Annotated in this window: 23 protein-coding genes and 1 pseudogene; 20 read left to right on the top strand and 4 right to left on the bottom strand. The window is 47.4% G+C overall.

All coding sequences use genetic code 11. The features are described 5' to 3' along the window. Positions 1-163: 163 nt before the first annotated feature. The 10 genes from GS3922_RS11975 (at position 164) to GS3922_RS11930 (ending at position 10,199) form a co-directional block, all read left to right on the top strand. A complete protein-coding gene (locus tag GS3922_RS11975; protein WP_063166550.1) occupies positions 164-904 on the top strand; it encodes an HNH endonuclease in 741 nt (246 codons plus the stop codon). A 635-nt stretch (positions 905-1,539) separates the two neighbouring features. After that, positions 1,540-2,355, top strand: coding sequence for an electron transfer flavoprotein subunit beta/FixA family protein (locus GS3922_RS11970; RefSeq protein ID WP_063166549.1), 816 nt, complete (start codon positions 1,540-1,542; stop codon positions 2,353-2,355). 31 nt (positions 2,356-2,386) lie between these two features. Next, on the top strand, positions 2,387-3,436 hold the full coding sequence (locus GS3922_RS11965; RefSeq protein ID WP_063166548.1) for an electron transfer flavoprotein subunit alpha/FixB family protein: 1,050 nt from the start codon (positions 2,387-2,389) through the stop codon (positions 3,434-3,436). Continuing rightward, positions 3,429-4,724, top strand: coding sequence for an FAD-dependent oxidoreductase (locus GS3922_RS11960; protein WP_063166547.1), 1,296 nt, complete (start codon positions 3,429-3,431; stop codon positions 4,722-4,724). Before GS3922_RS11965 ends, GS3922_RS11960 begins: the two co-directional genes overlap by 8 nt. Next, positions 4,706-5,011, top strand: a complete 306-nt coding sequence (locus GS3922_RS11955) for a ferredoxin family protein (protein ID WP_063166546.1) — start codon at positions 4,706-4,708, stop codon at positions 5,009-5,011. The genes GS3922_RS11960 and GS3922_RS11955 overlap by 19 nt, the downstream gene beginning before the upstream one ends. Before the next feature lie 5 nt (positions 5,012-5,016). Next, the gene (locus tag GS3922_RS11950) at positions 5,017-5,217 is read left to right on the top strand and encodes a hypothetical protein (RefSeq protein ID WP_063166545.1); all 201 of its coding nucleotides are present in this window, start codon (positions 5,017-5,019) and stop codon (positions 5,215-5,217) included. A gap of 115 nt (positions 5,218-5,332) precedes the next feature. Beyond that, entirely contained in the window at positions 5,333-6,775 is a 1,443-nt protein-coding gene (locus tag GS3922_RS11945; RefSeq protein ID WP_063166544.1) for a glycoside hydrolase family 1 protein, read from the top strand. A gap of 359 nt (positions 6,776-7,134) precedes the next feature. Further along, positions 7,135-7,938: a glycosyltransferase family 8 protein gene (locus tag GS3922_RS11940; RefSeq protein WP_225995629.1), complete on the top strand. Its 804-nt coding sequence runs from the start codon at positions 7,135-7,137 to the stop codon at positions 7,936-7,938. A gap of 28 nt (positions 7,939-7,966) precedes the next feature. Next, positions 7,967-9,478 (top strand): glycosyltransferase family 8 protein, encoded by a 1,512-nt coding sequence (locus GS3922_RS11935; RefSeq protein ID WP_063166542.1) that lies wholly within the window; start codon positions 7,967-7,969, stop codon positions 9,476-9,478. 166 nt (positions 9,479-9,644) lie between these two features. After that, complete coding sequence (locus tag GS3922_RS11930) at positions 9,645-10,199, top strand: NADPH-dependent FMN reductase (RefSeq protein ID WP_063166541.1); 555 nt, start codon at positions 9,645-9,647, stop codon at positions 10,197-10,199. Between the two features lie 134 nt (positions 10,200-10,333). Here GS3922_RS11930 and GS3922_RS11925 read toward each other — a convergent pair whose 3' ends face one another. Further along, on the bottom strand, positions 10,334-11,299 hold the full coding sequence (locus GS3922_RS11925) for a multicopper oxidase family protein (protein ID WP_063166540.1): 966 nt from the start codon (positions 11,297-11,299) through the stop codon (positions 10,334-10,336). A gap of 228 nt (positions 11,300-11,527) precedes the next feature. Here GS3922_RS11925 and GS3922_RS18175 point away from each other — a divergent pair, with 228 nt between their 5' ends. The 5 genes from GS3922_RS18175 (at position 11,528) to GS3922_RS11905 (ending at position 15,526) form a co-directional block, all read left to right on the top strand. Beyond that, positions 11,528-11,617, top strand: coding sequence for a helix-turn-helix domain-containing protein (locus tag GS3922_RS18175; RefSeq protein WP_015374211.1), 90 nt, complete (start codon positions 11,528-11,530; stop codon positions 11,615-11,617). 262 nt (positions 11,618-11,879) lie between these two features. Further along, positions 11,880-13,349 (top strand): transposase, encoded by a 1,470-nt coding sequence (locus GS3922_RS11915; protein ID WP_081823186.1) that lies wholly within the window; start codon positions 11,880-11,882, stop codon positions 13,347-13,349. Positions 13,350-13,534: 185 nt separating this feature from the next. Then, positions 13,535-14,470 carry a cupredoxin domain-containing protein gene (locus GS3922_RS11910; protein WP_063167401.1) on the top strand — a complete coding sequence of 312 codons (936 nt, stop codon included), beginning with the start codon at positions 13,535-13,537 and terminating at the stop codon, positions 14,468-14,470. Positions 14,471-14,834: 364 nt separating this feature from the next. Then, the gene (locus GS3922_RS18370) at positions 14,835-14,963 is read left to right on the top strand and encodes a hypothetical protein (RefSeq protein ID WP_257722309.1); all 129 of its coding nucleotides are present in this window, start codon (positions 14,835-14,837) and stop codon (positions 14,961-14,963) included. Between the two features lie 62 nt (positions 14,964-15,025). After that, the gene (locus tag GS3922_RS11905; protein WP_063166539.1) at positions 15,026-15,526 is read left to right on the top strand and encodes a QcrA and Rieske domain-containing protein; all 501 of its coding nucleotides are present in this window, start codon (positions 15,026-15,028) and stop codon (positions 15,524-15,526) included. A 60-nt stretch (positions 15,527-15,586) separates the two neighbouring features. Here the strand turns inward: GS3922_RS11905 and GS3922_RS11900 are convergent, their stop codons facing one another. Continuing rightward, a complete protein-coding gene (locus tag GS3922_RS11900; protein ID WP_011230396.1) occupies positions 15,587-16,657 on the bottom strand; it encodes a YncE family protein in 1,071 nt (356 codons plus the stop codon). A 50-nt stretch (positions 16,658-16,707) separates the two neighbouring features. Between GS3922_RS11900 and GS3922_RS11895 the strand changes: the two are divergent. The 5 genes and pseudogenes from GS3922_RS11895 to copZ all read left to right on the top strand — a co-directional run. After that, positions 16,708-17,148 (top strand): annotated as a pseudogene (locus GS3922_RS11895) (F510_1955 family glycosylhydrolase); the annotation flags it as partial. A gap of 109 nt (positions 17,149-17,257) precedes the next feature. Beyond that, positions 17,258-17,986, top strand: coding sequence for an urease accessory protein UreH domain-containing protein (locus tag GS3922_RS11890; protein ID WP_015863917.1), 729 nt, complete (start codon positions 17,258-17,260; stop codon positions 17,984-17,986). Positions 17,987-18,366: 380 nt separating this feature from the next. Next, positions 18,367-18,678, top strand: coding sequence for a metal-sensing transcriptional repressor (locus tag GS3922_RS11885; protein ID WP_047817983.1), 312 nt, complete (start codon positions 18,367-18,369; stop codon positions 18,676-18,678). Between the two features lie 17 nt (positions 18,679-18,695). Then, on the top strand, positions 18,696-21,092 hold the full coding sequence (locus tag GS3922_RS11880; RefSeq protein WP_063166538.1) for a heavy metal translocating P-type ATPase: 2,397 nt from the start codon (positions 18,696-18,698) through the stop codon (positions 21,090-21,092). Positions 21,093-21,113: 21 nt separating this feature from the next. Continuing rightward, entirely contained in the window at positions 21,114-21,317 is a 204-nt protein-coding gene (gene copZ, locus GS3922_RS11875; RefSeq protein WP_015863916.1) for a copper chaperone CopZ, read from the top strand. Between the two features lie 57 nt (positions 21,318-21,374). Here the strand turns inward: copZ and GS3922_RS17325 are convergent, their stop codons facing one another. Then, on the bottom strand, positions 21,375-21,722 hold the full coding sequence (locus GS3922_RS17325; RefSeq protein ID WP_082816566.1) for a four-helix bundle copper-binding protein: 348 nt from the start codon (positions 21,720-21,722) through the stop codon (positions 21,375-21,377). A 154-nt stretch (positions 21,723-21,876) separates the two neighbouring features. Then, positions 21,877-23,454: a multicopper oxidase family protein gene (locus GS3922_RS11870; protein WP_063166537.1), complete on the bottom strand. Its 1,578-nt coding sequence runs from the start codon at positions 23,452-23,454 to the stop codon at positions 21,877-21,879. Positions 23,455-23,515: the final 61 nt, after the last annotated feature.

Here is a 23,515-nt window from a genome sequence, read left to right as displayed (position 1 = left end):
GGGGCGCGTCGTATCAGTCACATCTTTGAAATGGCGTGTGCAGCTTGCGACGAGGGCTGCGTTTTTTGGCAAATAAATTTATGTTAGAGATTTGTTTCACCCATAATAATGTTAGTTTTAGAGGTAAATGGTTGATAATATCTATGCGCATTGGGGGATGACAATGAAAATTTATGCTGAGCCGCTGGCCATATCCACCGATCAATGGCTGGACATGTTAAACGATCGAAGTGTATTCCGTGAAGAAGATGTGGAGCTGATCCGAACATTGTATTATTTTCCGGATTGTCGCGCATCGGGGAAAGAGCTGGCGCGTTTTTTAAACAAAGTCAGCCATTCCCCTTTAAATGCTCAAGTAGGAAGATTGGGCAAACGCATTATTCGAAAATATCCTGATGTTCAGTTTCCTATTCGTGAGGATGGGAAAATACGGTATTGGCATATTCCTTTTTTAGGAGAAGAGCGTCGCGATAAGTATATTTGGCAATTGCGCCCTGAATTACGCGAGGCGGTGCGCCGATACGAACAAACGGACACGGATCATCAAAACGATACGTTATTGCCGAGCGAGCTGGAGGATGTCTCGCTGCGCGAAGGCGGCAAAAAGCTGGTCGCTGTGAATCGGTATGAACGAAATGCAAGGGCGCGGAGGCTTTGTTTGCAAAAGCACGGCTACCGTTGTTCCGTCTGCCAATTTGACTTTGAGCAAGTTTACGGAGAAATCGGGAAAGGATTTATCGAAGTTCATCATCTCCTTCCGCTGAGCGAGATTGGTGAGCAATACACGGTGAACCCGTTTGACGATTTGCGTCCGGTCTGCCCGAATTGCCATGCCATGTTGCATAGGGGGAATTTGTCTATTGAAGAATTGAGGGAGATTGTTGAAACACGTAGGAGGATTTAGTTTGTTGTTGAGCGTCTGGCCAAATGCATTTTGGGATTGCTTGGCCGGGCTCTATCAAATTGCGGCGGCCGAAGACAAGTGGTTGAAAGGGAACGTCTCATGCTTGAACATTTTTCTTCAAAAAACGGCGGCCTTGATCAGCGAACCAAACTGACGGCCAAACAAGTGCAACTCTTTGCGGCCCTAGGGCTGGAGCCTCCTCCGAAGATTCTAGGCATTCATCCTCGCACCTACATACACGCCCAACGTATGCCCCAATGCCCCTCGTCCCTTTGGTATCAAGGGATGAGAGGCATTTTGTTTGCCTCGTCACTGTCGAACTCGGGACACTGTCACTCGTCCAAACAGAATGAGTGATCATCTCAAGCTGGAACAGCCTCCTGCTCTTCAGCGTGAGCAGAAGTTAGGGAATGTTCAGTGTTGATTAGACAAACTATTCTAGTACATCGACAAAACCATATTAATATTATTTTTATAATATATATATTGATTATCTTCAGCATTACTTCCCTTTCATAGACAGGCTGTGAGAATCTTGAACAAAATAGTAAAATATTTGACAAAAACTTCAGGAAATTTTCTGATCATGCTAGAATATGAATATAGGAAGATAAACCATTTTGGGGGGTGGATGTATGCTACATATTGTAGCTTGTATTAAGCAAGTGCCGGATACGAAGGTTGCCAAGATCAATCCGAAGACGAATACGATCGACCGCGCCAGCGCCCCGGCGATTTTAAATCCGTATGATGCGCACGCGGTAGAGGAAGCTGTCCGCCTAAAAAAGAGATATGGCGGCGTCGTTTCCGTATTGACGATGGGTCCGCCGCCGGCGGTGAAGGCGATTCGAAAGTGTATTGAGCTTGGCGCTGATGAAGGGTATATGATTTCCGACCGCGCGTTCGCCGGGGCGGATACGTTAGCGACGAGCTATGCGCTGGCGAAGGCGTTGGAACAAATCGCGAAGCAGCGGCCGATTGATTTGATTATTTGCGGAAAGATGACCATTGACGGTGATACAGGTCAAGTGGGGCCAGGCATCGCCCGCCGCTTGGATATTCCGCCGCTCACCGGTGTAAACAAAGTCGTGGAAATTAACAAAGAAAAAGGATATGCGATCGTCCACCGCAAGCTGGAAGATGGCTATGAAGTCGTGAAATCGACGCTCCCCTGTTTATTCACCGTTGAAAAAGAAATTAACGACATCTCCTTTGCGCCTTTACCCAACATGATCAAAGCCGCACGATATCACCCGACGATTTGGACTGCAGACGATTTAGAAAATGTTGACCGCAAACAGTTAGGATTAAAAGGCTCCCCAACGATTGTTTCAAAAATATGGACGCCGCCGAAGCCAAAAGGCGGCGAGCTGCTGGAAGGAACAACAGAAGAAAAAGTCGAACAACTGCTTTCGATCGTTCTTGAGAAAAAAGAATTGTTTCAATCATAAAAACAGAGACATAGTGGGAGGGGATTTTTGTATGAATTTGGAAGATTATCGGGGGATATGGGTATACATTGAAGTGAAAGACGGAAATGTGGCCCCTGTTTCCTTGGAGCTGCTCGGAGCCGGGCGGATGCTGGCGGATAAACGCGGCACAGAGTTAGGCGGGGTGTTAATTGGAAGCGGTGTCAAACCGCTCGCGACGACGTTGTTTGCCTACGGGGCCGACGTTGTCTATGTATATGATGATCCGATTTTTGAACATTATCGCACAGAGCCGTATATGCGCGCATTGCTGGATTGCTGTCACAAGCATAAGCCGGAAGTATTGTTGTACGGGGCGACGCCAACAGGAAAAGACTTAGCAAGCGCCATTGCCACCGATTTGCCAACAGGGTTAACCGCCGATACAACGATACTCGATATTGAAGAAGACACCGGGTTATTGCTGGCGAGTCGGCCGGCGTTTGGCGGCAACATTATGGCGACGATTTTATGCAAAAAGTACCGCCCGCAAATGGCGACAGTCCGGCCAAAAGTGATGAAGGCGCTTTCGCCTGACCCGGCACGGACCGGCCGGATCATCGAGGAGCAGATCGAGCTGCACGAGGAACAGATGCGGACGAAAGTGCTTGAAGTCGTAAGAGAAACGGTGAAAAAAGCACGCATCGACGAGGCGGACATCGTTGTGGCCGGCGGCAAAGGAATGGGCAGCAAAGAAGGATTTCAGCTCATCCATGAGCTGGCGGATGTCCTCGGTGCGGCGGTCGGCGCCAGCCGCGATGTCGTGGAAGCCGGCTGGATCGACCACCATCATCAAGTCGGGCAAACCGGGGTGACGGTGACGCCGAAGATTTACTTCGCCATCGGCATTTCGGGTGCGATACAACATATCGTCGGCATGCAAAACTCCGAGCTGATCATCGCCATTAATAAAGATCCGAACGCGCCGATTTTCCAAGCGTGCCATTACGGCATTGTCGGCGATGCGCTGGAGATCGTGCCGCTACTCATTAAACGGTTGAAAGAAGAGCTTCCGAAATTAAACGCATCGGCCGATGCGAAGGAGGAAATCCGCCATGCCTGAAAAGTTTGATTGTATCGTCGTCGGAGCGGGGCCGGCCGGAACGGCGTGCGCCTATGAGCTCGCCAAAGCCGGAGTCAACGTATTATTGCTTGAGCGCGGCGAATACCCAGGATCGAAAAACGTCATGGGCGGCGTGCTCTATCGAAAAATGATGGAAGACATTATTCCGGAGTTTTATAAAGAGGCCCCGCTCGAGCGGCCGATCGTTGAGCAGCGGTTTATGCTGATGGATAAAGAGTCGGCGGTGACGTTCAGCTATAAAGGATTGGAGTGGGGGCGCGAGCCGTACAACAACTTTACCGTTTTGCGGGCGAAGTTTGACCAATGGTTTGCCGAGAAAGCAGTCGAACAAGGGGCGTTGCTCGTTTGTGAAACGGTGGCACTCGAATGCATCGTTGAAAAAGGCCGCGTCGTCGGTGTCCGCACCGACCGCCCGGACGGCGAGGTGTATGCCGATGTCGTCGTGCTGGCGGACGGCGTGAACTCGCTTTTGGCGAAACAGCTCGGGTTTCACCGCGAATGGCGGCCGGATGAAGTCGCGCTCGCAGTGATGGAAATTGTCAAGCTCGATAAAAAAGTGATCGAAGAACGTTTCAACCTTGAGCCGGAGCAAGGATGCACGATCGAGCTGCTCGGCGATGCAACAAAAGGCATATTAGGAACCGGATTTTTATACACCAATAAAGACACCTTAAGCATCGGCGTCGGCACGCTGCTTTCCGGGCTGATTAAGCATAAGATTAAACCGTACGAACTGCTTGAATACGTGAAAAACCACCCGATGATCCGCCCATATCTCCAAGGGAGCGAGCCGGTCGAGTACTTGGCGCACTTGATTCCGGAAGGCGGCTACCACTCGATGCCGAAAGTGGTCGGGGACGGTGTGCTTGTCGTTGGGGATGCCGCCCAGCTCGTCAACGCCATTCACCGTGAAGGGTCGAATATGGCGATGACTTCCGGACGCCTGGCAGCCGAAACGATCATTATGGCGAAAACGTACAACGATTTCTCGGAAAGCATGCTTGACCACTATCGGCTGAAACTGATGGAAAGCTTTATTGTCCAAGACTTGAAGAAGTATAAAGATGCGACCCATCATTTTGATGCGTTCCCGCAATATTTTGAACGCTACATTCCGCTGCTCAACCGGGCGGCCAGCCACATGTTTACGGTCGATGGGGCATCGAAATGGGAAAAACAGAAAAAAATTTGGCGCGATCTTGGCTCGGTGAAGGAAAAACTCAAATTGGCGCGTGATGTGTTCAAGGCATGGGAGGTGATGAAATAATGAGCCATTTGCCAACGATTGAGGAAAAACAATACTTAGTCCGCTTTAATGCCGATACGAAATCCCACCTTCACGTCCTTGATCATGACATTTGCCTGACGAAATGCCCGGATAAAATTTGCACGATTTTCTGCCCGGCGGCGGTGTATAAATGGGAGGGAACGCGGATGCATGTCGGTTATGAAGGCTGCCATGAATGCGGCAGCTGCCGCATCGGCTGTCCGTATGAAAATATTCGTTGGGAGTATCCGAGAGGCGGTCACGGGATCGTCTTTCGGCTAGGGTGATCGTTATGTTCCACATCGGGGATTGCGTCATTTTTGCCTGTGATGGGGCGAGGGGAATCGTGCTTGAAATGAATGATCACTCTTGCCACGTGTTATGGGAAGACCGTTTCGTCAGTTGGGAGAAAAAAGAGCTGTTAACGGTCGATGTGGAGTTGACGAAAAGGCAAACGATTCGTGTTTCTTCCGATGTCAACCACCCGTTGTAAGGGTGGTTTTTTATGGGGGAGAAGAAACAGCGGAACGAAGCATTCGTCGGTGTAGGCGGAGCGGCGTTTGTGGTAAGCTAGTGGGGAGGCATACTTGCACAGGAGGGACTGACTAGTGGTTACAACGAACGAGGCGTTTCCCACCAACTTTTTATGGGGAGGAGCGACGGCGGCCAACCAGATCGAAGGAGGATTTGGCGAAGGAAACAAAGGGGTAAGCATTGCCGATGTGCTTCCGGGAGGAAAGATGAGGCAACAACTGCTTAGGGAAAAAGGGTTGCAGTTTGCCATTGATAAGGAGAAGTACACATACCCGAACCATGAAGCGATCGACTTTTACCACCGGTATAAAGAGGATATAGCCCTGTTTGCTGAGATGGGATTTAAAGCGTTCCGCCTATCGATCGCCTGGACGCGCATCTTCCCGAACGGCACCGAGCTTGAGCCAAATGAAGAAGGGCTTGCCTTCTATGATCGGGTGTTCGATGAGTTACATAAATACGGGATTGAGCCGGTGGTGACGATTTCCCATTATGAAATGCCGCTCCATTTGGCCAAAGAATACGGTGGCTGGCGGAGCCGCGAACTGGTAACGTTGTTTGAACGTTACGCCAAGGTGATTTTCCAGCGTTATAAAGATAAAGTGAAATATTGGCTGACGTTTAACGAAATAAACGGTGCGCTCCATTTTCCGCTCATGAGCATGGGATTTGTGCCGGAAAGCGAAGAGACGAAATATCAAGAGTTGTTTCAAGCGTTCCATCATCAATTTGTCGCCAGCAGCCTGGCGGTGAAGGCGTGCCGCGAGATCATTCCGGACGCAAAAATCGGCTGCATGATTCTCGCCGCCCCGGTGTACCCGTACGACTGCAATCCAGAAAACGTCATGCATGCACTTGAAGAGGAGCGGCTGTTGAATTTCTTTTGCGCCGACGTTCAAGTGCGCGGCGAGTATCCATCCTTTATGAAACGCGTGTTCGACGAGCGCGGGGTGAAACTCGATATTCGCGACGGGGATTTGGAACTGATCAAGAAGCATACGGTCGACTATATCGGTTTAAGCTACTATATGTCCGTCACCCAGAAAAAAGACAAGATGGATGATGAGCTCATCCCCGGCAGCGTATTTGATGGGGTGAAAAACCCGTTCCTTAAAGCGAGCGACTGGGGCTGGGAGATCGACCCTATAGGGCTGCGCATCATTTTAAACCGGTTGTACGATCGGTATCGCGTACCGCTTTTTATTGTGGAAAACGGGCTTGGGGCGCATGACAAAGTGGAAGAAGACGGCTCGATTCACGACGATTACCGCATTGACTATTTGCGCCGTCATATCGAAGCAGCGCGTGAAGCGATCGCCGATGGCGTCGAATTGATTGGCTATCTCGTATGGGGCTGCATTGACCTCGTGAGCGCCTCGACCGGCGAGTTTTCAAAACGGTACGGGTTGATTTATGTCGATAAACATGACGACGGCAGCGGGACGCTGGAACGGAGGAAGAAAAAGTCGTTTTACTGGTACCAGCGTGTGATTGTGACGAATGGGGAAGTACTGTAATGTTTGGCGGCCGGAAGGTGCATCATTTTGGATAGAACGGATTCTAAGATGAAAGGCAAAAGGCGGGCGGCAAACGAGAGCAACCGGTTTTAATGAGGTCATTTGCCTTTTTCACGGGCAGTGTTCACCGTTTGGTGGCGTTGCCCGTTTTTCGTGGGAAGCATCAGACGGTGGAATGGCGCCTTGTCTGTTTTTGGGGCCACCCATTGCCTACAATGGTCTTGCCGGTGGATAGGTCTTGAAGCTTAGATCAGGCGCTGTGATGTAATGAAGATAGACGCATATACAGAGAGCAATGTGGTGTCTTCGGACATACAATAGAAAAGGCAATATTAGAGAAAAAGGAGTGGTTCATTTTGGTGATTGTGTCAGCGACGAACGATCATTACGCCCAACACTTAGCGGTAATGTTAACATCGCTATTAAAAAATCAAAAAATGAATCGCCCAATCCATATTTATATCCTGTACAGCGATCTTTCTACCATCAGCATGGCGAAGCTCCAACGAGTTGTTGGGCAGTTTCATACGCCAATCACCTTTCTTCGTGTCGACGTCCAATTGTTTGCCGATTTTGCGTCTGGTTCGGGAGGGCAAAAATACATCAGCAAAGAAGCCTACTACCGGATGATCATCCCTGATGTGCTCGGTGAGGAGATTTCGAAAGCATTGTATTTGGATTGCGATATCATCGTCAGAACCGACCTCACGGAATTATGGGAAACGAATATCGAGGAATATGATCTAGCGGCAGTGGACGAGTCACGGGTGCTGACCAAATCGGATCGGGACATTCGAATGAACAGGCTGTCGTTGCCCCCGGATTCCTATTATTTTAATTCTGGTGTATTACTAATGAATCTAAAACGGTGGAGGGAGAAAAACATTTCTGCCGAATTGATGGAGTTTGTCAAGTCCCATGGCGACAAGCTCGCCTTAATGGATCAAGATGCGTTAAACGCAGTCCTTTTCAACCGCTGGCTTCGCCTCGATGACAAATGGAACTTCACCGCCGCCCACTCTGCAAAACGGTCGTCCAAAAAGGCAGCCATTCTCCATTTCACCGGTCCTGAAAAACCATGGAATTCGAAAAGTCCGTTTGCGAAAGAATATCGCAAATATTTAAAAAAGTCGTTATGGGAAAAACCTTTATCGCTGGAATGAGTGCTTTCATTGAAGGGGGTGAAGACGATTGTTCGAACGAGTGTCGATCCTCATTCCGTACAAACCTGACAGTGGCATCCGAGACCGCAATTTTCATTGGGTAAAAGAGTTTTACGAAAAGATGTTCCCTGAAGCTGAAATTTGCGTCGGTGTTTCTGAAGAAGAGCCGTTCAATCGAGCGCAGGCCATCAACCGTGCTGCCAAACAAGCCACCCGCGATCTATTCGTGATTATCGATGGGGATATTTTTTGCGACCCGGAAGTGATGAAAGATGCTGTTGAACATGCGATCAAGGCGCCATGGGTCATTCCTTTTCGCAAAATTGTGCGAATCACTGAGGAAAACTCGCGGATGTTGTTAGAGACCTCTCCAACTTGGCCAGTCGAGGTGACGGAGTTTGAGCTTATTCATACGTCGGAGTTTACGCATCTTGGAGGGTTTAACGTCATTTCTCGCGATCATTTCCTAGCGGTCGGGGGCTTTGACGAGCGGTTTTCAGGATGGGGAGGGGAGGATGACGCCTTCAGCTGCGCCGTGAATACGCTATGTGGCCGCTACAAGCGGCTCGAGCATACGATTTATCATCTGAGGCATCCGGTCGTCGGGTATGAGAACAACCCAAAAGGCGAGCGCAATTTGATGCTTCGCGAGTTGTATTATGAAGCCGAGAACGACAAAGCGAAAATGAAGCGCGTCCTTTCGCAGGCTAAGAGCATTTTTCAACGACAGGACAAAGAGGAGAGGAAAAAAAGCGGGAAACAGGCGAAACAGAAAGAGACCATTCACATTGTGACGGCGGCCAACGATGCTTACGCTGAGCCGTTAGCGGTGATGCTTTGTTCTTTGTTGAAAAACAAAAAATCGGACAATCCAATTCATATTTATGTCATCGGTAGCGACATCAGCGAAGAAAAGAAATCGCTGTTAGTGAAAATCGCCAAAAAGTATAAGGCAAAAATGGATTTTAAACATATCGATCGAGCTGTGTACAGCGAGTTTGCAACCTTCGCTTATTTGACGAGAGAAACGTATTACCGCCTGTCCATTCCGGAGCTCTTTGACGAAACGGTTGAGAAAGTGCTGTATCTCGACTGTGATCTCATTATAAAAAAGGACATTACGGAGCTATGGAAGATAGATATCAGCGGATATTTGTTAGGCGCAATTGAGGATCATTGGATAAAGCAATCAAGAAATGTTGATTTGTTTATGCCGGAGAATTCGAAGTATTTTAATGCCGGTGTGCTGTTGATTAACGTAAAAAAGTGGCGCGAGCAGCATATAAAAGAACAAGTGATGGAATTCCTCCGTGCGCATTCAGACCGCATTCAATATTGCGATCAAGACGCACTGAACGCCGTTCTTTTCGATCAATGGCTGCCGTTGGACCTGAAATGGAATTTTCAAACGTACCATTTATACGATCCGGTCGCTAAACTCAAACCGTCGATCATTCATTATACCGGGGAGAATAAGCCGTGGAATGCCGATCATCCGTTGAAAAAGTATTATTTGAAATATAGAAAAGGGATTTTCTAAACGTACCGTACATGGGTCGAAACGTTTCCGGTCGACAAGCAGGAAAGAAGTAAAAGAAGTTTATTGTATGGTAAACTAACAAGGAAGGACATGGATTCCATGTTCTTCCTTGATTATTAGAAAAATGATATTCAAATGGAAATCAATGAACGGAGGAAGGACGCCAATGAATATCGTTGCATTGGTCGGAAGCTTGCGGACAGAGTCCTATAATCTCAAATTGGCGAAGTTCATTCAAGAACGGTACAAAGACAAATTCCAACTGAACATCGCCGATATCGAGCGGCTGCCGCATTACAACCAGGACGATGAACTGAACCCGCCTGAAGCGGTGGTGTCGTTTAAGCGGCAAATCGCCGCAGCCGATGGTGTGTTGATCATCACGCCCGAGTACAACTGGTCGGTTCCAGGCGTATTGAAAAACGCGTTGGACTGGCTGTCGCGCGTTGATAAGGTGTTGATCAATAAACCGGTGATGACCGCCGGTGTATCAGGCGGGATGATGGGAACGATTCGGGCGCAGCTCCATTTGCGCCAAATCTTGCAAAGCCCAGGACTCTCAGCCAACGTCTTGCCGCCTGCTGGGAATGAGGTGCTGATCAACTTCGCCAGCCAAAAATTTGATGAATCGGGACAACTGATAGATACGGCAACCATCGACTTGTTGGATCAAGTGATCGAACAGTTTGTGCAATGGATTCATACGCATCGCGAACGGTGAGCGCGCCGTTCACTTTTTCTTTCGGCTGACGGTGAGTCCGAGTAAGTTAAATAATTTGCTTGACTATCAAGCAGGTGCAAGAGAATCGAGAGAAGAAAAAACGGCAGCGATGCCGTTTTTTCTTGAATGCTCATCTATTTCGCATAGCGGACCATCGTAAGCATGCCGCCCATGTCCTTTATCGAATGCATGTTGGTTGTATGGTGAGGTTTATGACAGTGAAAGACCCAATTTCCCGGGTTGTTGGCCAAAAATTCGATGTTCCATGTTTCTCCTGGCGCTACATTAATCGTGTTTCGTTTTAATCTTGCCATCATAGGAATCGGATTTCCGTCAACCGCGGTGACACTAAACTCATGCCCGTGAAAATGCATCGGATGAGAATCCATACTTAAATTGCCAAGGCGAATACGGACGCGCTCGCCATATCGGACAAATAAAGGAGCGGTATCAGGATAGGCTTTGCCGTTAATTGTGAAAAAATTAAACATCATTGACATTGGATCGATGTCATATATATTTGATGCCGATTGTTTGGAAGGGTGATCATTCATTGGATGGCTGCTAGTTTGCTGATGCATCTCCATCTGCACAGCCCACTCTTGAAGCAACAGAACATAATCGCGGTCCACGGGTTCTTCGTATATGCCGCGCGAAATAAGCATGCCTACTAATCCCATTAACTCTTGTTTTGCATCATGGACATGGCTGTGGTACATAAACGTTCCTGACTGTTGGATGCGAAATTCATACGTAAAACTTTCCCCCGGTTGGATAATCGGGCTGCCCCCAGGGCCGGGTACGCCGTCCATTCGGTTGGAAACAATTAATCCGTGCCAATGGACGGATGTCGCTTCTGGCAAACGGTTTTCGACTGTAATTTGAACATAGTCCCCTTGATTGACAAGAATTGTCGGCCCGGGAATACTTCCGTTGTATCCATACCCGCGGATTTTAATTCCGTTTACCAACTCATGCACGACCGGTTCCGCCCGCAAGTGAAATTGTTTTACCCCGTTTTTGAGAACCCGAAATGGCGCATCTTTTACATTGGGCGTGATAATAGGCGTTTGAGGATTTCCCGGCAAGTAACCATGCATTCCCTCTTCCCCCTTTAGAGAAGGTATCACAATTTCATCATATGCTGCGGCATGTGTGGATAGTCGTTTGATCATCCCGAACCGAGAAGACCCCCACTTCCACGCGTGAGCGTCAGTAGGGGATGAATCGGTGTCTTCCCTCATCGATCTTCCTCTTGCATCAAAAGAACAAAAGGTATAAAATGGGCACGAACAGAACAAACGTTCCCTAAAATAGGAGGGAAGGTCATGCATAGAGCCTATCGGTTTCGGTTGGATCCCACCCGAAAACAAGCGGAGCTCATCAACCAAACGATTGGGTGCTGCCGGTTTGTGTAAAGTCTTTTGGCCGAGTGGAATCAAGCGTATGAAACAACAGGGTCGGGGCTTGGCTGCAAAGAGTGTTCCAAAATGAGAGGCTTCGTTTGCTGTCTTTGTAAGGCAGCTGAACCGTGGGACGCACGGGGATGGCTTGGTTGACAGCCTGCCGTGGGGCGGGTGTTCCCAAGAATCTCCCACCTCTAAAAGGCCGGTGAAAAAAGTACACCCTGAGGCAGGGATTTAGGGGGCTTATGTCGAAAAAGGAAGAAAAATCGTTGGAATGGAGCGTGAGCGGATCATGAAAGCCCCCAAAAACCCTTCGACTCAGCCTCGTCTGTTTCAAGTCATCGACATGGAAGAACTCGTTCCTCCACATCATATCTTGCGCCAAATCAACGAAGCGGTTGACTTTTCCGTCATTCACGATTGGGTGGCTCCCCTGTACACGGAAAAAACGGGTCGCCCGGCGGCGGATCCGGAACGGCTGCTTCGCCTAATGCTGCTCTCGTATTTGTTCGACCACTCTGAGCGGGAGTTGTATGAGATCCTCCCCATGCATGCCGGATACTTGTGGTTTTGCGGTCTCGACTTTGAATCCGTGCTCCATCCGGATCCTCATCACCCCACACTGCCGGATCGAACGACGCTCGTCAAAACACGGAAACGCTGGCGCCAACATGGAATCTTTGACCGGCTGATGACCTATGTGGTGGATCAATGCATCGCGGCGGGGTTGGTCTCGCCGGATGTCCATGCGGCGGCTGACGGCACCCAAGTGCGGGCGAATGCCTCGATCCACAGCTTGCGGGAGGTCAAGCTCGCTCCGGTGGAGACGTTGGAAGACTATCTGGCCCGCACTGCCCGGGAAGATGAACAGACCGAGGCCCGGGATCCGGATGACGACCCACCCTCTCCGTCTCCAAAATCAGGGGAACGCGTCCATGCCGAAGAACGGGGAAACTTCCGTGGAGCCACGTTTTCCAACCGGACCCATCGAAGCGTGACGGATCCGGATGCCCGGTTGTACAAGAAAGGCAAAGGGCAGGAAGCGTATCCTCGGTATCTGGTGCACGACGTCATCGATGTCCAGTCGCGCGTGATTTTATCCAGACGGGCCAGCCTCGCCACTGGAACGGCGGAACGGGAGACGAGTTTGGAGCAGCTGGCTTCGATTCAGTTTCGCCACCCGTCGATTACGATTCGGACCTTGTCTGCGGACAAAGCGTATGGCACCACCGAGTATCTGGAAGCGCTCTTCGTTCAAGGCATCACACCGCTCGTGCCGTTGCGCCGCAAGGAGATGGAGGAGATTCCAACCTGGAAGCGCCGGGCGAAGGATCCCGCTCAGGAAGCAAAGCGCCAGGCGAAAGTCCGAGACGTTCAGATTCGCAATCAAGCGAGGCTCATTCAACAACAGGGCGGCTATCGATCCATTCAAGCCCTTCGCACGCGTTGTGAGCATGTGTTCGCCGAAGGGAAGGAATGTCACGGGCTGGACCGGGCCCGAAGCCGGGGCCTTTACGCCATGGAAGAACAGGCACTGTTGACCGCCGTCGTGCAAAATCTGAAGCGATTGTGCCGGTTTCGAAAAAAACGAGGGGGGACCGGCTCTTTGGCGTGCGCAAAACCGGAATTGGGAGCAGGAAGTCCTGCTCGTCTTCCCATCCTTTGGCGCCAAACGGCGGGGAGAATGGCCTCCAAAATTCGACATGTGGGAAGTCTATGCCCCATTAATTCACCGGCCTTCTAAGCGTAGGTGGGAGAGCGCTCAAGAACAGAATACATGCAGGTGTAATACAAAAAGCTGTAATCGGATGACACGCCCTCTGTTTTCGCTCAAACTCAGCCGGGATGTTCACTGACATGGACTAACCTGTTATTTGCACACATATATGTGTACAAATAAACATTTGCAGGAGGGATCATCCGTTGCCGATGTTATTCACTGGGGGGATCGCGGCGGTTTTGTCTTTCATTGTGATTGCTTTCATCTTTATCAAAAGGAAGAAAATCACATGCATGGCTGGAATGATGGCGGCGATGGCGTTAGGAATGTTGGCTGGGCTGACGGGCGGCCTGCTGGCTGGGATTTCTTACAACGGCAATCTCTTTTTGTCAACCATTTTAGGAATGGCTTTTGGGTTTTTAGCTGGATTTTTAGCTGGGATGCCGATCAGCATCATGGCCATCATCGACGGTGTTTTATCAGGAGTCATGGGCGGCATGATGGGAGCGATGTTAGGAGAAATGATTGCGCCTGAATATCGGGATTCTACGATTCACATCATGCTTGTTCTATTTGTTGGAATGGCTTGTATTGTTCTATACATGCTTCAACAAGAAACGGGTTTTAACCGTGCGTTTTTGATCAATAAACTATTCCATAACCCGCTATGGTTAGCAATCGTCCTTCCGCTGTTTTTCTATTTGTATAACCATTTATATAATGAATTTTCTCGATCTTCTAATCTTCCGATAACGAATCCGACTATGAACCATTTTATGGAGGGCCACAACCAAACTGCATCTCCGTTAAGCATCGAAACAAAGGGGAAAAAGGTAGTGATTGAAGCGACTGAATTTTATTACTTTCCTGAGAGTTTGCAACTGACTGTAGGACAGCCTGTTACCTTAATTCTGAAAAATAGCGGTCAAATGGAACACGATATCGAATTCGAAAATATGAAGATTTTGTTACAGCAGAATGACCATGGAAACCATGCAGAAAATGCGGACGTTCATGTTTATTCCTTGCCGGGGAAAACAGCCGAGGTGACGTTCATACCAATCGAACGCGGTGTGTTTCGATTTTATTGTACGGTTCCAGGGCATAAAGAATCTGGTATGGTTGGATTTGCGAAAGTTTCATAAGATGATGGCTGCCGAGATCTTCTCGGCATTTGTTTTGACCAATAGAAGGCGTGGCGACTAAAAGGGAAATGAACTTTTGTGAAAGCCTTGACAAATATTTGTAGGTTTTTATCAATATTTTCTCAATATTTTCTCCACAGTTTTTCTCTATTCTGAAAGTAAAGCAAGAGGAGAGAGGATGAAAACGTTGTGGATCAATTTTTGGCTGCATCAAGTGTGAATGGGAGTATTGACAAATGCTAAAGATGCGGAAAAGGGTGCTTGGAGTTCCAATTAGATTTTTCATTCAAGTCAGGCGAAATTATGACATAAATGGTTAGCGATAGGTGAGAATGATTTTTAGATCATGCAGGAGGTGATGAGGATGATGAGCGGGATGATGAGTGGCTGGGGGATGATGGGGTTTGGCATTCTCGGCTGGTTTCTTAATTTGCTTGTCATTGGATTGGTCGTGTATTTTGCAGTAAAACTCGCATTGCGCGATAAACGCTGATCGATTCGCCTCTTATTTCACGCACCTCCCTACTATTAGAGGAGGCAAGGAGGGGAAATCTTATGTTGAATCGCCGAGAGTTTCTTCGCAGGTCGTTAAAGGGGGCGGCTGGACTGCTGGCTGTTTCGGTATTGCCTGCAGGACTGGCTGCCTGCAGCAACGATAAGAAAACGGTCAATACAAGTTCAATGGCCAATCTCGGTCCTCTAAGCGAATTAGAAAAGGGAGAATTCCCTAAAAAGGTGCCGTATAAAGTCACCATAAAAGATGCATGGACCAAACAGGAAAGGGAAGGGTTTGTCTACATTAACAAAAATGAAGATGGTTCTTTACTCATTATGTCCCCGATTTGCACCCATCTAGGGTGTACCGTTGGAGATGCTGAGGAGAACATGCAGAAAACAGGCATCCGCTTCTTATGTCCGTGCCACGCGGGGCAATATGACGAATACGGTATCAATGTAGGGGGGCCACCGCCAAGACCGTTAGATACATTTGACGCTTATATTCAAGATGGCAATGTGTATATTGCCGTACTGAGCCCGAGGAAAAGGGAAAAATGAAAATCCGTTATTCCGCAGAAAAAACAGCAGGCTGGAACGTCCAACCTGCTACTTTTTCCTTTACGGCATGATGCTGATCCCGTTGGGCATTTCGCCTACTTGAACCGTTTGGATTGCTTTGTTTTGTTCTTGATCAATGACGCTCACGGTGTTGTCGAACATATTCGTAACGAAAACATACTTGCCATCCGGGCTTGTGACGACCCCATGCGCTCCGTTTCCTGTTTCAATTGTGGCCACGACTTGTTTCGTTTTTAAGTTTATCTTGCTTACAGAATGAGAGGGCGCCTCTTTCGTCCCTTGATTGGCGACATAAGCAAACGTATCGTCAGGCGACACGTACACTTGGGCTGGCCCTTGCCCGACAGGGATTTTTTCCACTTTCCCGCTTGTTACGTCAACAATGGCCAAGGCATTTTCAGCATTCAACGTTACGACTAACGTTTTGCCGTCCGAAGTAATGCCGGTTGTGACAGGGATGGATCCGACTGTGATTTTCTTTTCTTCTTTCATTGTTTGCAAGTTGAGAACACTGACGCTGTCTTCCCCCATGTTGGCGACATACGCGTATTGGCTGTCTTTGGAAATGCGAAACCCGTGCGGGCCTTTTCCGGTTGGAATGGTTTCAATGACTGAATAGCTCGCGAGATCAATAACGGAAACGTTATTGTCTTCATTATTGGTCACAAGGGCGTATTTGCCGTTTTCAGTAAACACGATATGGGCGGGATGGTGTCCCACTTCCACTTTTTTGATTAATTCATTCGTTTCCGTATCATAAAACAACGCCATTCCTTTCATATCCATCGACTGGTCATGCCCGTGTTGCATGGCCGGAACTAACGTAGCGCCGAGAATAGCTCCGTCGGGAGAAACTTGGACGTTATGGACCGCGCCGTCGACTTTGATCGTTCCGACCACTTTGTTTGTTCTCGCATCAATTTTTGAAATGCTTCCGCCCTCGTTGGCAGTAAAGTAGAATTTGTTCGTTTCTTGTGTTTGTTCAAGGGCGGCTGGCTGCCCATTTTTCTCTGGTTCGGTTTTGTCTTGAGGGGAATTGGCTGCGCACCCCCCGAGAACAAACGCCAACATCGCCAATAACGATAACCATACAATCGCGGTTTTGCGCATGAGCGGTTTCCTCCTTTTGCTTTAGAATTTAGGTTGAGTCTACCGACATGAATGACGGCAAAACGTGGTCGCCAAGTCAATTGAATGGCCTGCCGCAAACGGCAGCGAGAACGATTGTGGCTCACCCAACGGATGAAAATATGGTCGGGATTAGTACAGCCGAGGGAGTTTTCATTTCGAGAGATAACGGGAATACGTTTGAACGGTTTACGAGAAAAATTGATACGACGACATTTATGTTTCAAGAAAAGTCGGTTGTATTTGCAGCTGTAGAGAATGATCAGTCTATACTCATCAAACAATCATTAGACACAAAACACGAAGAAGTTCTTGCTGTTCCGCCATTGGATGAAAAAGATCATATCATGTATATAACTTCTAATCCAGCAAACGACAAAGAAATTGTGATCGTTACAATGAACGGGGATATTTTTATGACAAAAAATAACGGTGGAAGTTGGACAAAACTAGCATCAGAAGGGGAAATATAGGGACATGCGGGCGCATGTCTTTTTGTTTGCCTAAAAATATATCGCTCCATAATTTTTGCAAAATTCACTGCTACAATATAAGTAACGGATGGAGAGGGTGAGAAGAAGAGTGTATTCATTCCTAAGCCAAATCAGCAACCTGCTGAGCCAGCCGTTTCTGAATATGGCCAACAGCACAACAGCGCTTCCTGTTTTGTCAGCGTTTCTTCTTGGCATCGTTGGAGCGATGGCTCCGTGCCAGCTGACTAGCAACTTAGGAGCAATCACGTTGTACAGCAACCAATCTCTGCAAAAGGGGATCGCTTGGAAAGAACTGCTTTTATTTATTTTCGGAAAGGTCATCGCTTTTTCCGGGTTAGGCTTGATCGTCTGGTTGATGGGGAAGGAGATTCAAAGTACACTGACACTATACTTTCCATGGTTAAGAAAGCTGATTGGCCCGATTCTTGTTCTCGTAGGCTTGTATTTGTTAGGGCTTTTTAAAATGTATTGGAATGTCACTTTGTTCAGAGTGCCGGAGAGATGGGTAAAAGGAAAAATCGGTTCGTTTTTCATGGGATTTGGCTTTTCGTTGGCTTTTTGTCCAACGATGTTTGTTTTATTTTTTGTTACTCTAATGCCTCTCGTATACTCAACGTCTTATGGAGTGTTGTTGCCGAGCGTCTTTGCCGTCGGAACTTCTGTACCGGTTATTTTCTTCATCCTCATCCTTTGGTACTTAGGATTGAGCGGTGCTGTCATGAAAAAAGGAAGACGGGTAGGGAAGCTCATTCAGCAAACCGCTGGAATTGTGATGGTATTGCTTGGCGTGTTCGATACCATCACTTATTGGTTTTAAAGAAGATGATGCAGTAACAATGTTTGGAAGAACGTTTCAAGATGGTTAGGGTGATGTAGTTATAGTTGTATTTTTTTCGTCGCAAAGAAGAATCCTTTCTAATACCGATAGAAATATGAATTTTGGGGGAATGTATATTGCAATTCGGCAATATAGTCGTTCAGGGCGAAAATCTTTTGCTTATCAGCGGCTTATTGATCAGTTATGTCATGTTTTATTATGGTATTAAAGTATTAAAATTGTGAATTTTTTGTGGAAAGCGGGCTTTTTCCTGCGCAGGTATTGATTACGGTTTTGTGGTGAACATGATTTGTAGAGGGGATCTCTGTTGCATTTTATACCCATTACCGGTATAATGTAATGAAAAGAGGTGATGTTTGATGAACCATTATGAAGATCATAATATGGATAAAAAAATGGTTCCACGAACGGAACAGGAAATCGAACGCATCATCAAGCGCTTGAAGCGCATCGAAGGACAAGTGCGCGGTGTGCAAAAAATGGTGGAGGACAATCGTTATTGTATTGATATTTTAGTGCAAATTTCAGCGATCACGGCAGCGTTAAATAAAGTAGGATTGAACTTGTTAGAACGTCATGTCAGCCATTGTGTGTCGAAAGCGATCCGCGAAGGAAGTGGAGAAGAATCCATTCGCGAATTAATGGATGTCATTAAACAGTTCTCAAAGTGAAAGGAGTGGGAAGCATTATGAGTGAACAAAAGCATGTCACACTTAGAGTGACCGGCATGACATGTGCCGCGTGCGCCAATCGGATTGAGAAAGTATTAAATAAGATGGATGGCGTAGAAGCCAATGTCAATTTGGCAATGGAAAAAGCAACGATTAAATATGATCCATCGAAGCAAAATATAGCCGATATCGAAATGAAAATTGAGAATTTGGGGTATGGCGTTGCGACAGAAAAAGTGACGCTTGATATTGAAGGAATGACATGTGCGGCCTGTGCGACACGGATTGAAAAAGGGTTAAATCGGATGGAAGGTGTTACAAGCGCTGCTGTCAACTTGGCGACAAACAGCGCGGTGGTCGAATACAAGGAGGGTGTCACATCTGTCGAAGACATTTTAGAGAAAATCAAAAAGCTTGGGTACAGGGGGCAAATTCGAAACGAAGAACAAGACCATGCTGGTCGGAAAGAAGAGCGGCTGAAACAAAAACAACGGCAACTCGCCATTTCCATCATCTTATCGTTGCCGCTGCTTTATACGATGCTGGCTCATATGCCGTTTGATATGGGCTTGCCGATGCCGCAGCTCTTGATGAATCCGTGGTTCCAGCTTCTTTTAGCTACACCCGTTCAGTTTTACATCGGCGGTCCCTTCTATGTCGGGGCGTATCGGGCGTTGCGCAACAAAAGCGCCAACATGGACGTTCTCGTGGCGCTGGGGACATCGGCCGCGTACTTTTACAGCTTGTATGAAGCGTGGCGGACGCTTGGGAATCCTGACTATATGCCGAGGCTGTATTTTGAAACGAGCGCCGTCTTGATTACGCTTGTGCTTGTCGGCAAATACTTTGAGGCTCTTGCGAAAGGGCGGACAACCGAAGCGATCTCGAAGCTAGTCAGCCTGCAGGCGAAGGAAGCGACCGTCATTCGGAATGGGGAAGAAATGAAAGTTCCGCTGGAGGAAGTGGTGATCGGCGATACGATTCTTGTCAAGCCAGGAGAAAAAATTCCGGTAGACGGTACAGTCATCTCCGGCGCTTCTTCCGTAGACGAATCGATGATTACCGGTGAATCGATCCCGGTTGATAAGAAGGAAGGCGACTATGTGATCGGGGCGACGATGAATACGAATGGCGTACTGACCATTCGTGCCGAAAAAGTCGGAAAAGATACCGCGCTGGCCAATATCATTAAAATCGTTGAAGAGGCGCAAGGGTCGAAAGCCCCGATTCAGCGGATGGCGGATACCATTTCCGGCATTTTCGTACCGATTGTTGTCGGAATTGCTGTCGTTGCATTCATTATATGGTACTTCTTTGTTGCGCCGGGTGATTTGGCGAAAGCGCTTGAGGCGGCCATCGCCGTTCTTGTCATCGCGTGCCCTTGTGCGCTCGGTTTGGCCACACCGACATCGATTATGGTCGGCACCGGCAAAGGGGCAGAACAGGGAATTCTCTTTAAAGGAGGTGAGTACCTAGAGAGAACGCATCAAATCAATGCCGTATTACTCGATAAAACAGGAACCGTGACAAAAGGAAAACCGGAAGTCACCGATGTGCTAGCCTTCCGCGAGGACATGCTCGATTATGCGGTTTCCGCCGAGAGCGCTTCGGAGCATCCGCTGGCTCATGCGATTGTTGAATACGGGAAGAAACAAGCGATTTCGATGAAGCCATTGGAGCACTTCTCCGCCATTACCGGCCACGGAATTGAAGCGGTCATTGACGGAAAAAGCATCCTTATTGGGACGCGAAAATTGATGAAGGAACGCTCTGTAGCGATTTCTGTGCATGAAGATAAAATGGTAGAGCTTGAAAAACAAGGGAAAACAGTGATGCTCGCTGCCATCGATGGACAGCTTGCCGGCATCATTGCTGTCGCGGATACGGTAAAAGAAAGCTCCAAAGAAGCAATTCAAACATTAAAACAAATGGGCATCGATGTCTATATGGCAACAGGGGACAATCAACGGACAGCGGAAGCGATCGCCAATGAAGTCGGCATTGAGCATGTGTACGCCGAGGTGCTCCCGGAAGACAAAGCGAACATCGTCGAGGAATTGCAAAAGCAAGGAAAACGTGTGGCGATGGTCGGTGATGGAATTAATGACGCTCCAGCTCTGGCCAAAGCGGATATTGGGATGGCGATTGGCACGGGAGCTGATGTCGCCATCGAGACCGCGGACGTGACCTTGGTCGGCGGCGATTTGCGCCATATCCCGAAAGCCATTGAGTTGAGCCGCAAAACGATGAAAAACATTCGGCAAAATCTGTTCTGGGCTTTGTTCTATAATACAGTTGGCATTCCTGTAGCCGCTCTCGGGCTGTTGGAACCTTGGATCGCTGGGGCAGCGATGGCATTTAGCTCTGTATCGGTTGTGACAAACGCGCTTCGTTTGAAACGCGTGAAACTATAAACATTCAAGGAGGAATGGATGATGACGATTACATTACAAGTACAAGGAATGACATGCGGACATTGCAAAGCGGCGGTGACCAATGCCCTTCAAGCGTTGGATGGCGTCAGCCGTGTAGAAGTGCATTTGCAAGAAGGAACTGTCGATGTGGAGTATGATGAAACAAAGGTCAGCGTAGAAAAACTGAAAGAAGCGATTGAAGAGCAAGGATATAATGTGAAGTAACATGAAAGAGAGAGGGTGTCTCAAAAGTGATCACTTTTGAGACACCCTCAAATAGTATTATGATGACATTTTACGGCATTCTTCAGCACACTGACGGCATAAATTGGCACATTCCTGACAGTGTGTATCTTGGAATTTTGCACATTCAGCGGCACAAGCATCGCAAATTGTCGCGCAAAGTTGGCAAAACTCCTTCGCATACATGCTTCCGCGAGACATCCATTGAGCCGCCATGGCACAAATATCTGCACAATCCCTTAAAATGTTGATACAATGTGTTCTAGCCTGTACGTCAGCTGCTTTTAAACATGAAGTCAGACATTCTTCACAAGCTTGCATACATTGGTTGCAAGCATCAATACACGTTTGAAATTGTTGAAATGATGAATCAATAACCGTTGTCATATATAATCACTCCTTTTGATTTAAATTCATTTTTATTTTTTTCTAACTAAAAAATAATAAACTGGAAATAAAAACAAAAAAATAAGAGGCTGTCTCAAAAGGTTGCTAAATCGACCTTTTGAAATCAGCCTCTTTTATTTACTACGATAAGCTGTTATTCACCTTTATTCGTTGTGTCATTCGGATCTGGGGTATAGTCCGATTTGTAATCGGTATATTTTACTTCTGTGACCATTCCGGCTGAAGCATGGTGCAAGTCATGGCAATGGAACATCCAATTTCCCGGATTATCCGCTTTAAACGCGACGACATATTCTTCACCAGGGTTTACATTTAAGGAATCCTTTATCAATGGAGAGCCTGTGACCGGCTTGCCGTTTTTGCTTAATACTTGGAAGAAATGGCCGTGTAAATGCATCGGATGTACATCTTTTGGTGAATTGTTCACAATTCTGACTTTTACTAAATCTCCTGTCTTCACATTAATAGGCGCTGTGTCAGGATACGTTTTCCCATTAATCGTGTAGACCATGCCATCTTTGCCCATGGCTGTTCCTAAATCCATTGTGTACTCTACATCATATTTTTGGTCTAGTGTAAATTGACCTACTTCATATTTTCCGTATGTTGTTATATCCACAACAGGGAGGTTTTCTTTTGCATTTTCTTTATCCGTATTGTTTGTCTGGTCTTCGTATTGAATTTTCACTTTCATGCCATCGGTACCTTCCATATCACCATGACATTCTAATAACCATTCACCCGGGTTATTCGCGATAAATTCAATATCATAACGTTCACCCGGAGCAATACTTAAAAGTTCATCTTTGATTGGTTGCGGATCTTTTAACGGCTGCCCGTCAGTTGCGACAATTTTAAACTCATGACCATGCAGGTGAAGTTTGTGGGCCATGTATCCTGCGTTGATCAGACGAAGCCGCACCTTTTCGCCTTTCTTCACTTTTAAAGGTTGGACAGCGGAACCGCTTTTCCCGTTAATCGTGAAAATATCATACATACTCATATCATGGCCCATGCTGCTCATATCCATTTGTTGATTATCAGAGCTATTTCCATTATTCATATTACTATGATCCATGCCGCTCATATCCATATTTCCTTCATCCGGATTGCTCATCCATTCATCTAACACAAGTGTATAATCTCGATCGACTTTTTCTTCATTTTTCGGTTCTACGATTAATGTACCGTATAATCCCTTGTCCACTTGCTCGGCGCTTTTTTGATGGGAATGATACCAATACGTTCCCGGCACGGTTGCTGTAAATTCATACGTAAACGTTTCACCCGGTTTAATGGCGTCCATCGTGACACCCGGTACTCCATCTTGGTTATTTGGAACAGGGTAGCCGTGCCAGTGAATCGTTGTCGGTTCCGGCAATTCATTTTTTACTACGATTTTTACTTTGTCTCCTTGCTTCACGCGGATTTGTGCACCAGGCACGGATCCATTATACGTGTATACCGGGAGTTTGATTTGACCATTAATGGGTAATAACGCTTCCTTCGCAGTAAGGTGAATTTCTTTCCCGGATAATACTTCTGTATTGGTTGCTAAAGGCAATTGCTGCTTGCTCGTTTCAGCGGAAGTATTTTCTTTTTCCATATTCATGCCGGACATGTCGTGTCCCTGCATGGAAGATGGATTTGAGCAAGCTGCGCCAATCGCTGCTACTCCTGCGAAAATGGCGCCAAGCAGCCATTTTTTCATGTCGTTTTCCCTCCTTAAGCTTGTAGTGGGAGATGCAATGATATGATAAAAAATAGATGTG

The organism is Geobacillus subterraneus, assembly GCF_001618685.1.
Lineage (GTDB): Bacteria > Bacillota > Bacilli > Bacillales > Anoxybacillaceae > Geobacillus > Geobacillus subterraneus.
Note: the sequence above shows the minus strand (reverse complement) of the source record. Positions and strands in the feature narration are given on the sequence as shown.

Coding starts and splice junctions, on each gene's coding strand:
- copZ (WP_015863916.1), top strand. CDS start 21,114: ATGACGATTACATTACAAGTACAAGGAATGACATGCGGACATTGCAAA.
- GS3922_RS11900 (WP_011230396.1), bottom strand. CDS start 16,657: ATGCGCAAAACCGCGATTGTATGGTTATCGTTATTGGCGATGTTGGCG.
- GS3922_RS18175 (WP_015374211.1), top strand. CDS start 11,528: ATGCATAGAGCCTATCGGTTTCGGTTGGATCCCACCCGAAAACAAGCG.
- GS3922_RS11870 (WP_063166537.1), bottom strand. CDS start 23,454: ATGAAAAAATGGCTGCTTGGCGCCATTTTCGCAGGAGTAGCAGCGATT.
- GS3922_RS11925 (WP_063166540.1), bottom strand. CDS start 11,299: ATGCATGGTTACTTGCCGGGAAATCCTCAAACGCCTATTATCACGCCC.
- GS3922_RS11950 (WP_063166545.1), top strand. CDS start 5,017: ATGTTCCACATCGGGGATTGCGTCATTTTTGCCTGTGATGGGGCGAGG.
- GS3922_RS11910 (WP_063167401.1), top strand. CDS start 13,535: ATGTTATTCACTGGGGGGATCGCGGCGGTTTTGTCTTTCATTGTGATT.
- GS3922_RS11905 (WP_063166539.1), top strand. CDS start 15,026: ATGTTGAATCGCCGAGAGTTTCTTCGCAGGTCGTTAAAGGGGGCGGCT.
- GS3922_RS11955 (WP_063166546.1), top strand. CDS start 4,706: ATGGGAGGTGATGAAATAATGAGCCATTTGCCAACGATTGAGGAAAAA.
- GS3922_RS11915 (WP_081823186.1), top strand. CDS start 11,880: ATGGAGCGTGAGCGGATCATGAAAGCCCCCAAAAACCCTTCGACTCAG.
- GS3922_RS18370 (WP_257722309.1), top strand. CDS start 14,835: ATGATGAGCGGGATGATGAGTGGCTGGGGGATGATGGGGTTTGGCATT.
- GS3922_RS11960 (WP_063166547.1), top strand. CDS start 3,429: ATGCCTGAAAAGTTTGATTGTATCGTCGTCGGAGCGGGGCCGGCCGGA.
- GS3922_RS11970 (WP_063166549.1), top strand. CDS start 1,540: ATGCTACATATTGTAGCTTGTATTAAGCAAGTGCCGGATACGAAGGTT.
- GS3922_RS17325 (WP_082816566.1), bottom strand. CDS start 21,722: ATGACAACGGTTATTGATTCATCATTTCAACAATTTCAAACGTGTATT.
- GS3922_RS11930 (WP_063166541.1), top strand. CDS start 9,645: ATGAATATCGTTGCATTGGTCGGAAGCTTGCGGACAGAGTCCTATAAT.
- GS3922_RS11885 (WP_047817983.1), top strand. CDS start 18,367: ATGAACCATTATGAAGATCATAATATGGATAAAAAAATGGTTCCACGA.
- GS3922_RS11965 (WP_063166548.1), top strand. CDS start 2,387: ATGAATTTGGAAGATTATCGGGGGATATGGGTATACATTGAAGTGAAA.
- GS3922_RS11975 (WP_063166550.1), top strand. CDS start 164: ATGAAAATTTATGCTGAGCCGCTGGCCATATCCACCGATCAATGGCTG.
- GS3922_RS11880 (WP_063166538.1), top strand. CDS start 18,696: ATGAGTGAACAAAAGCATGTCACACTTAGAGTGACCGGCATGACATGT.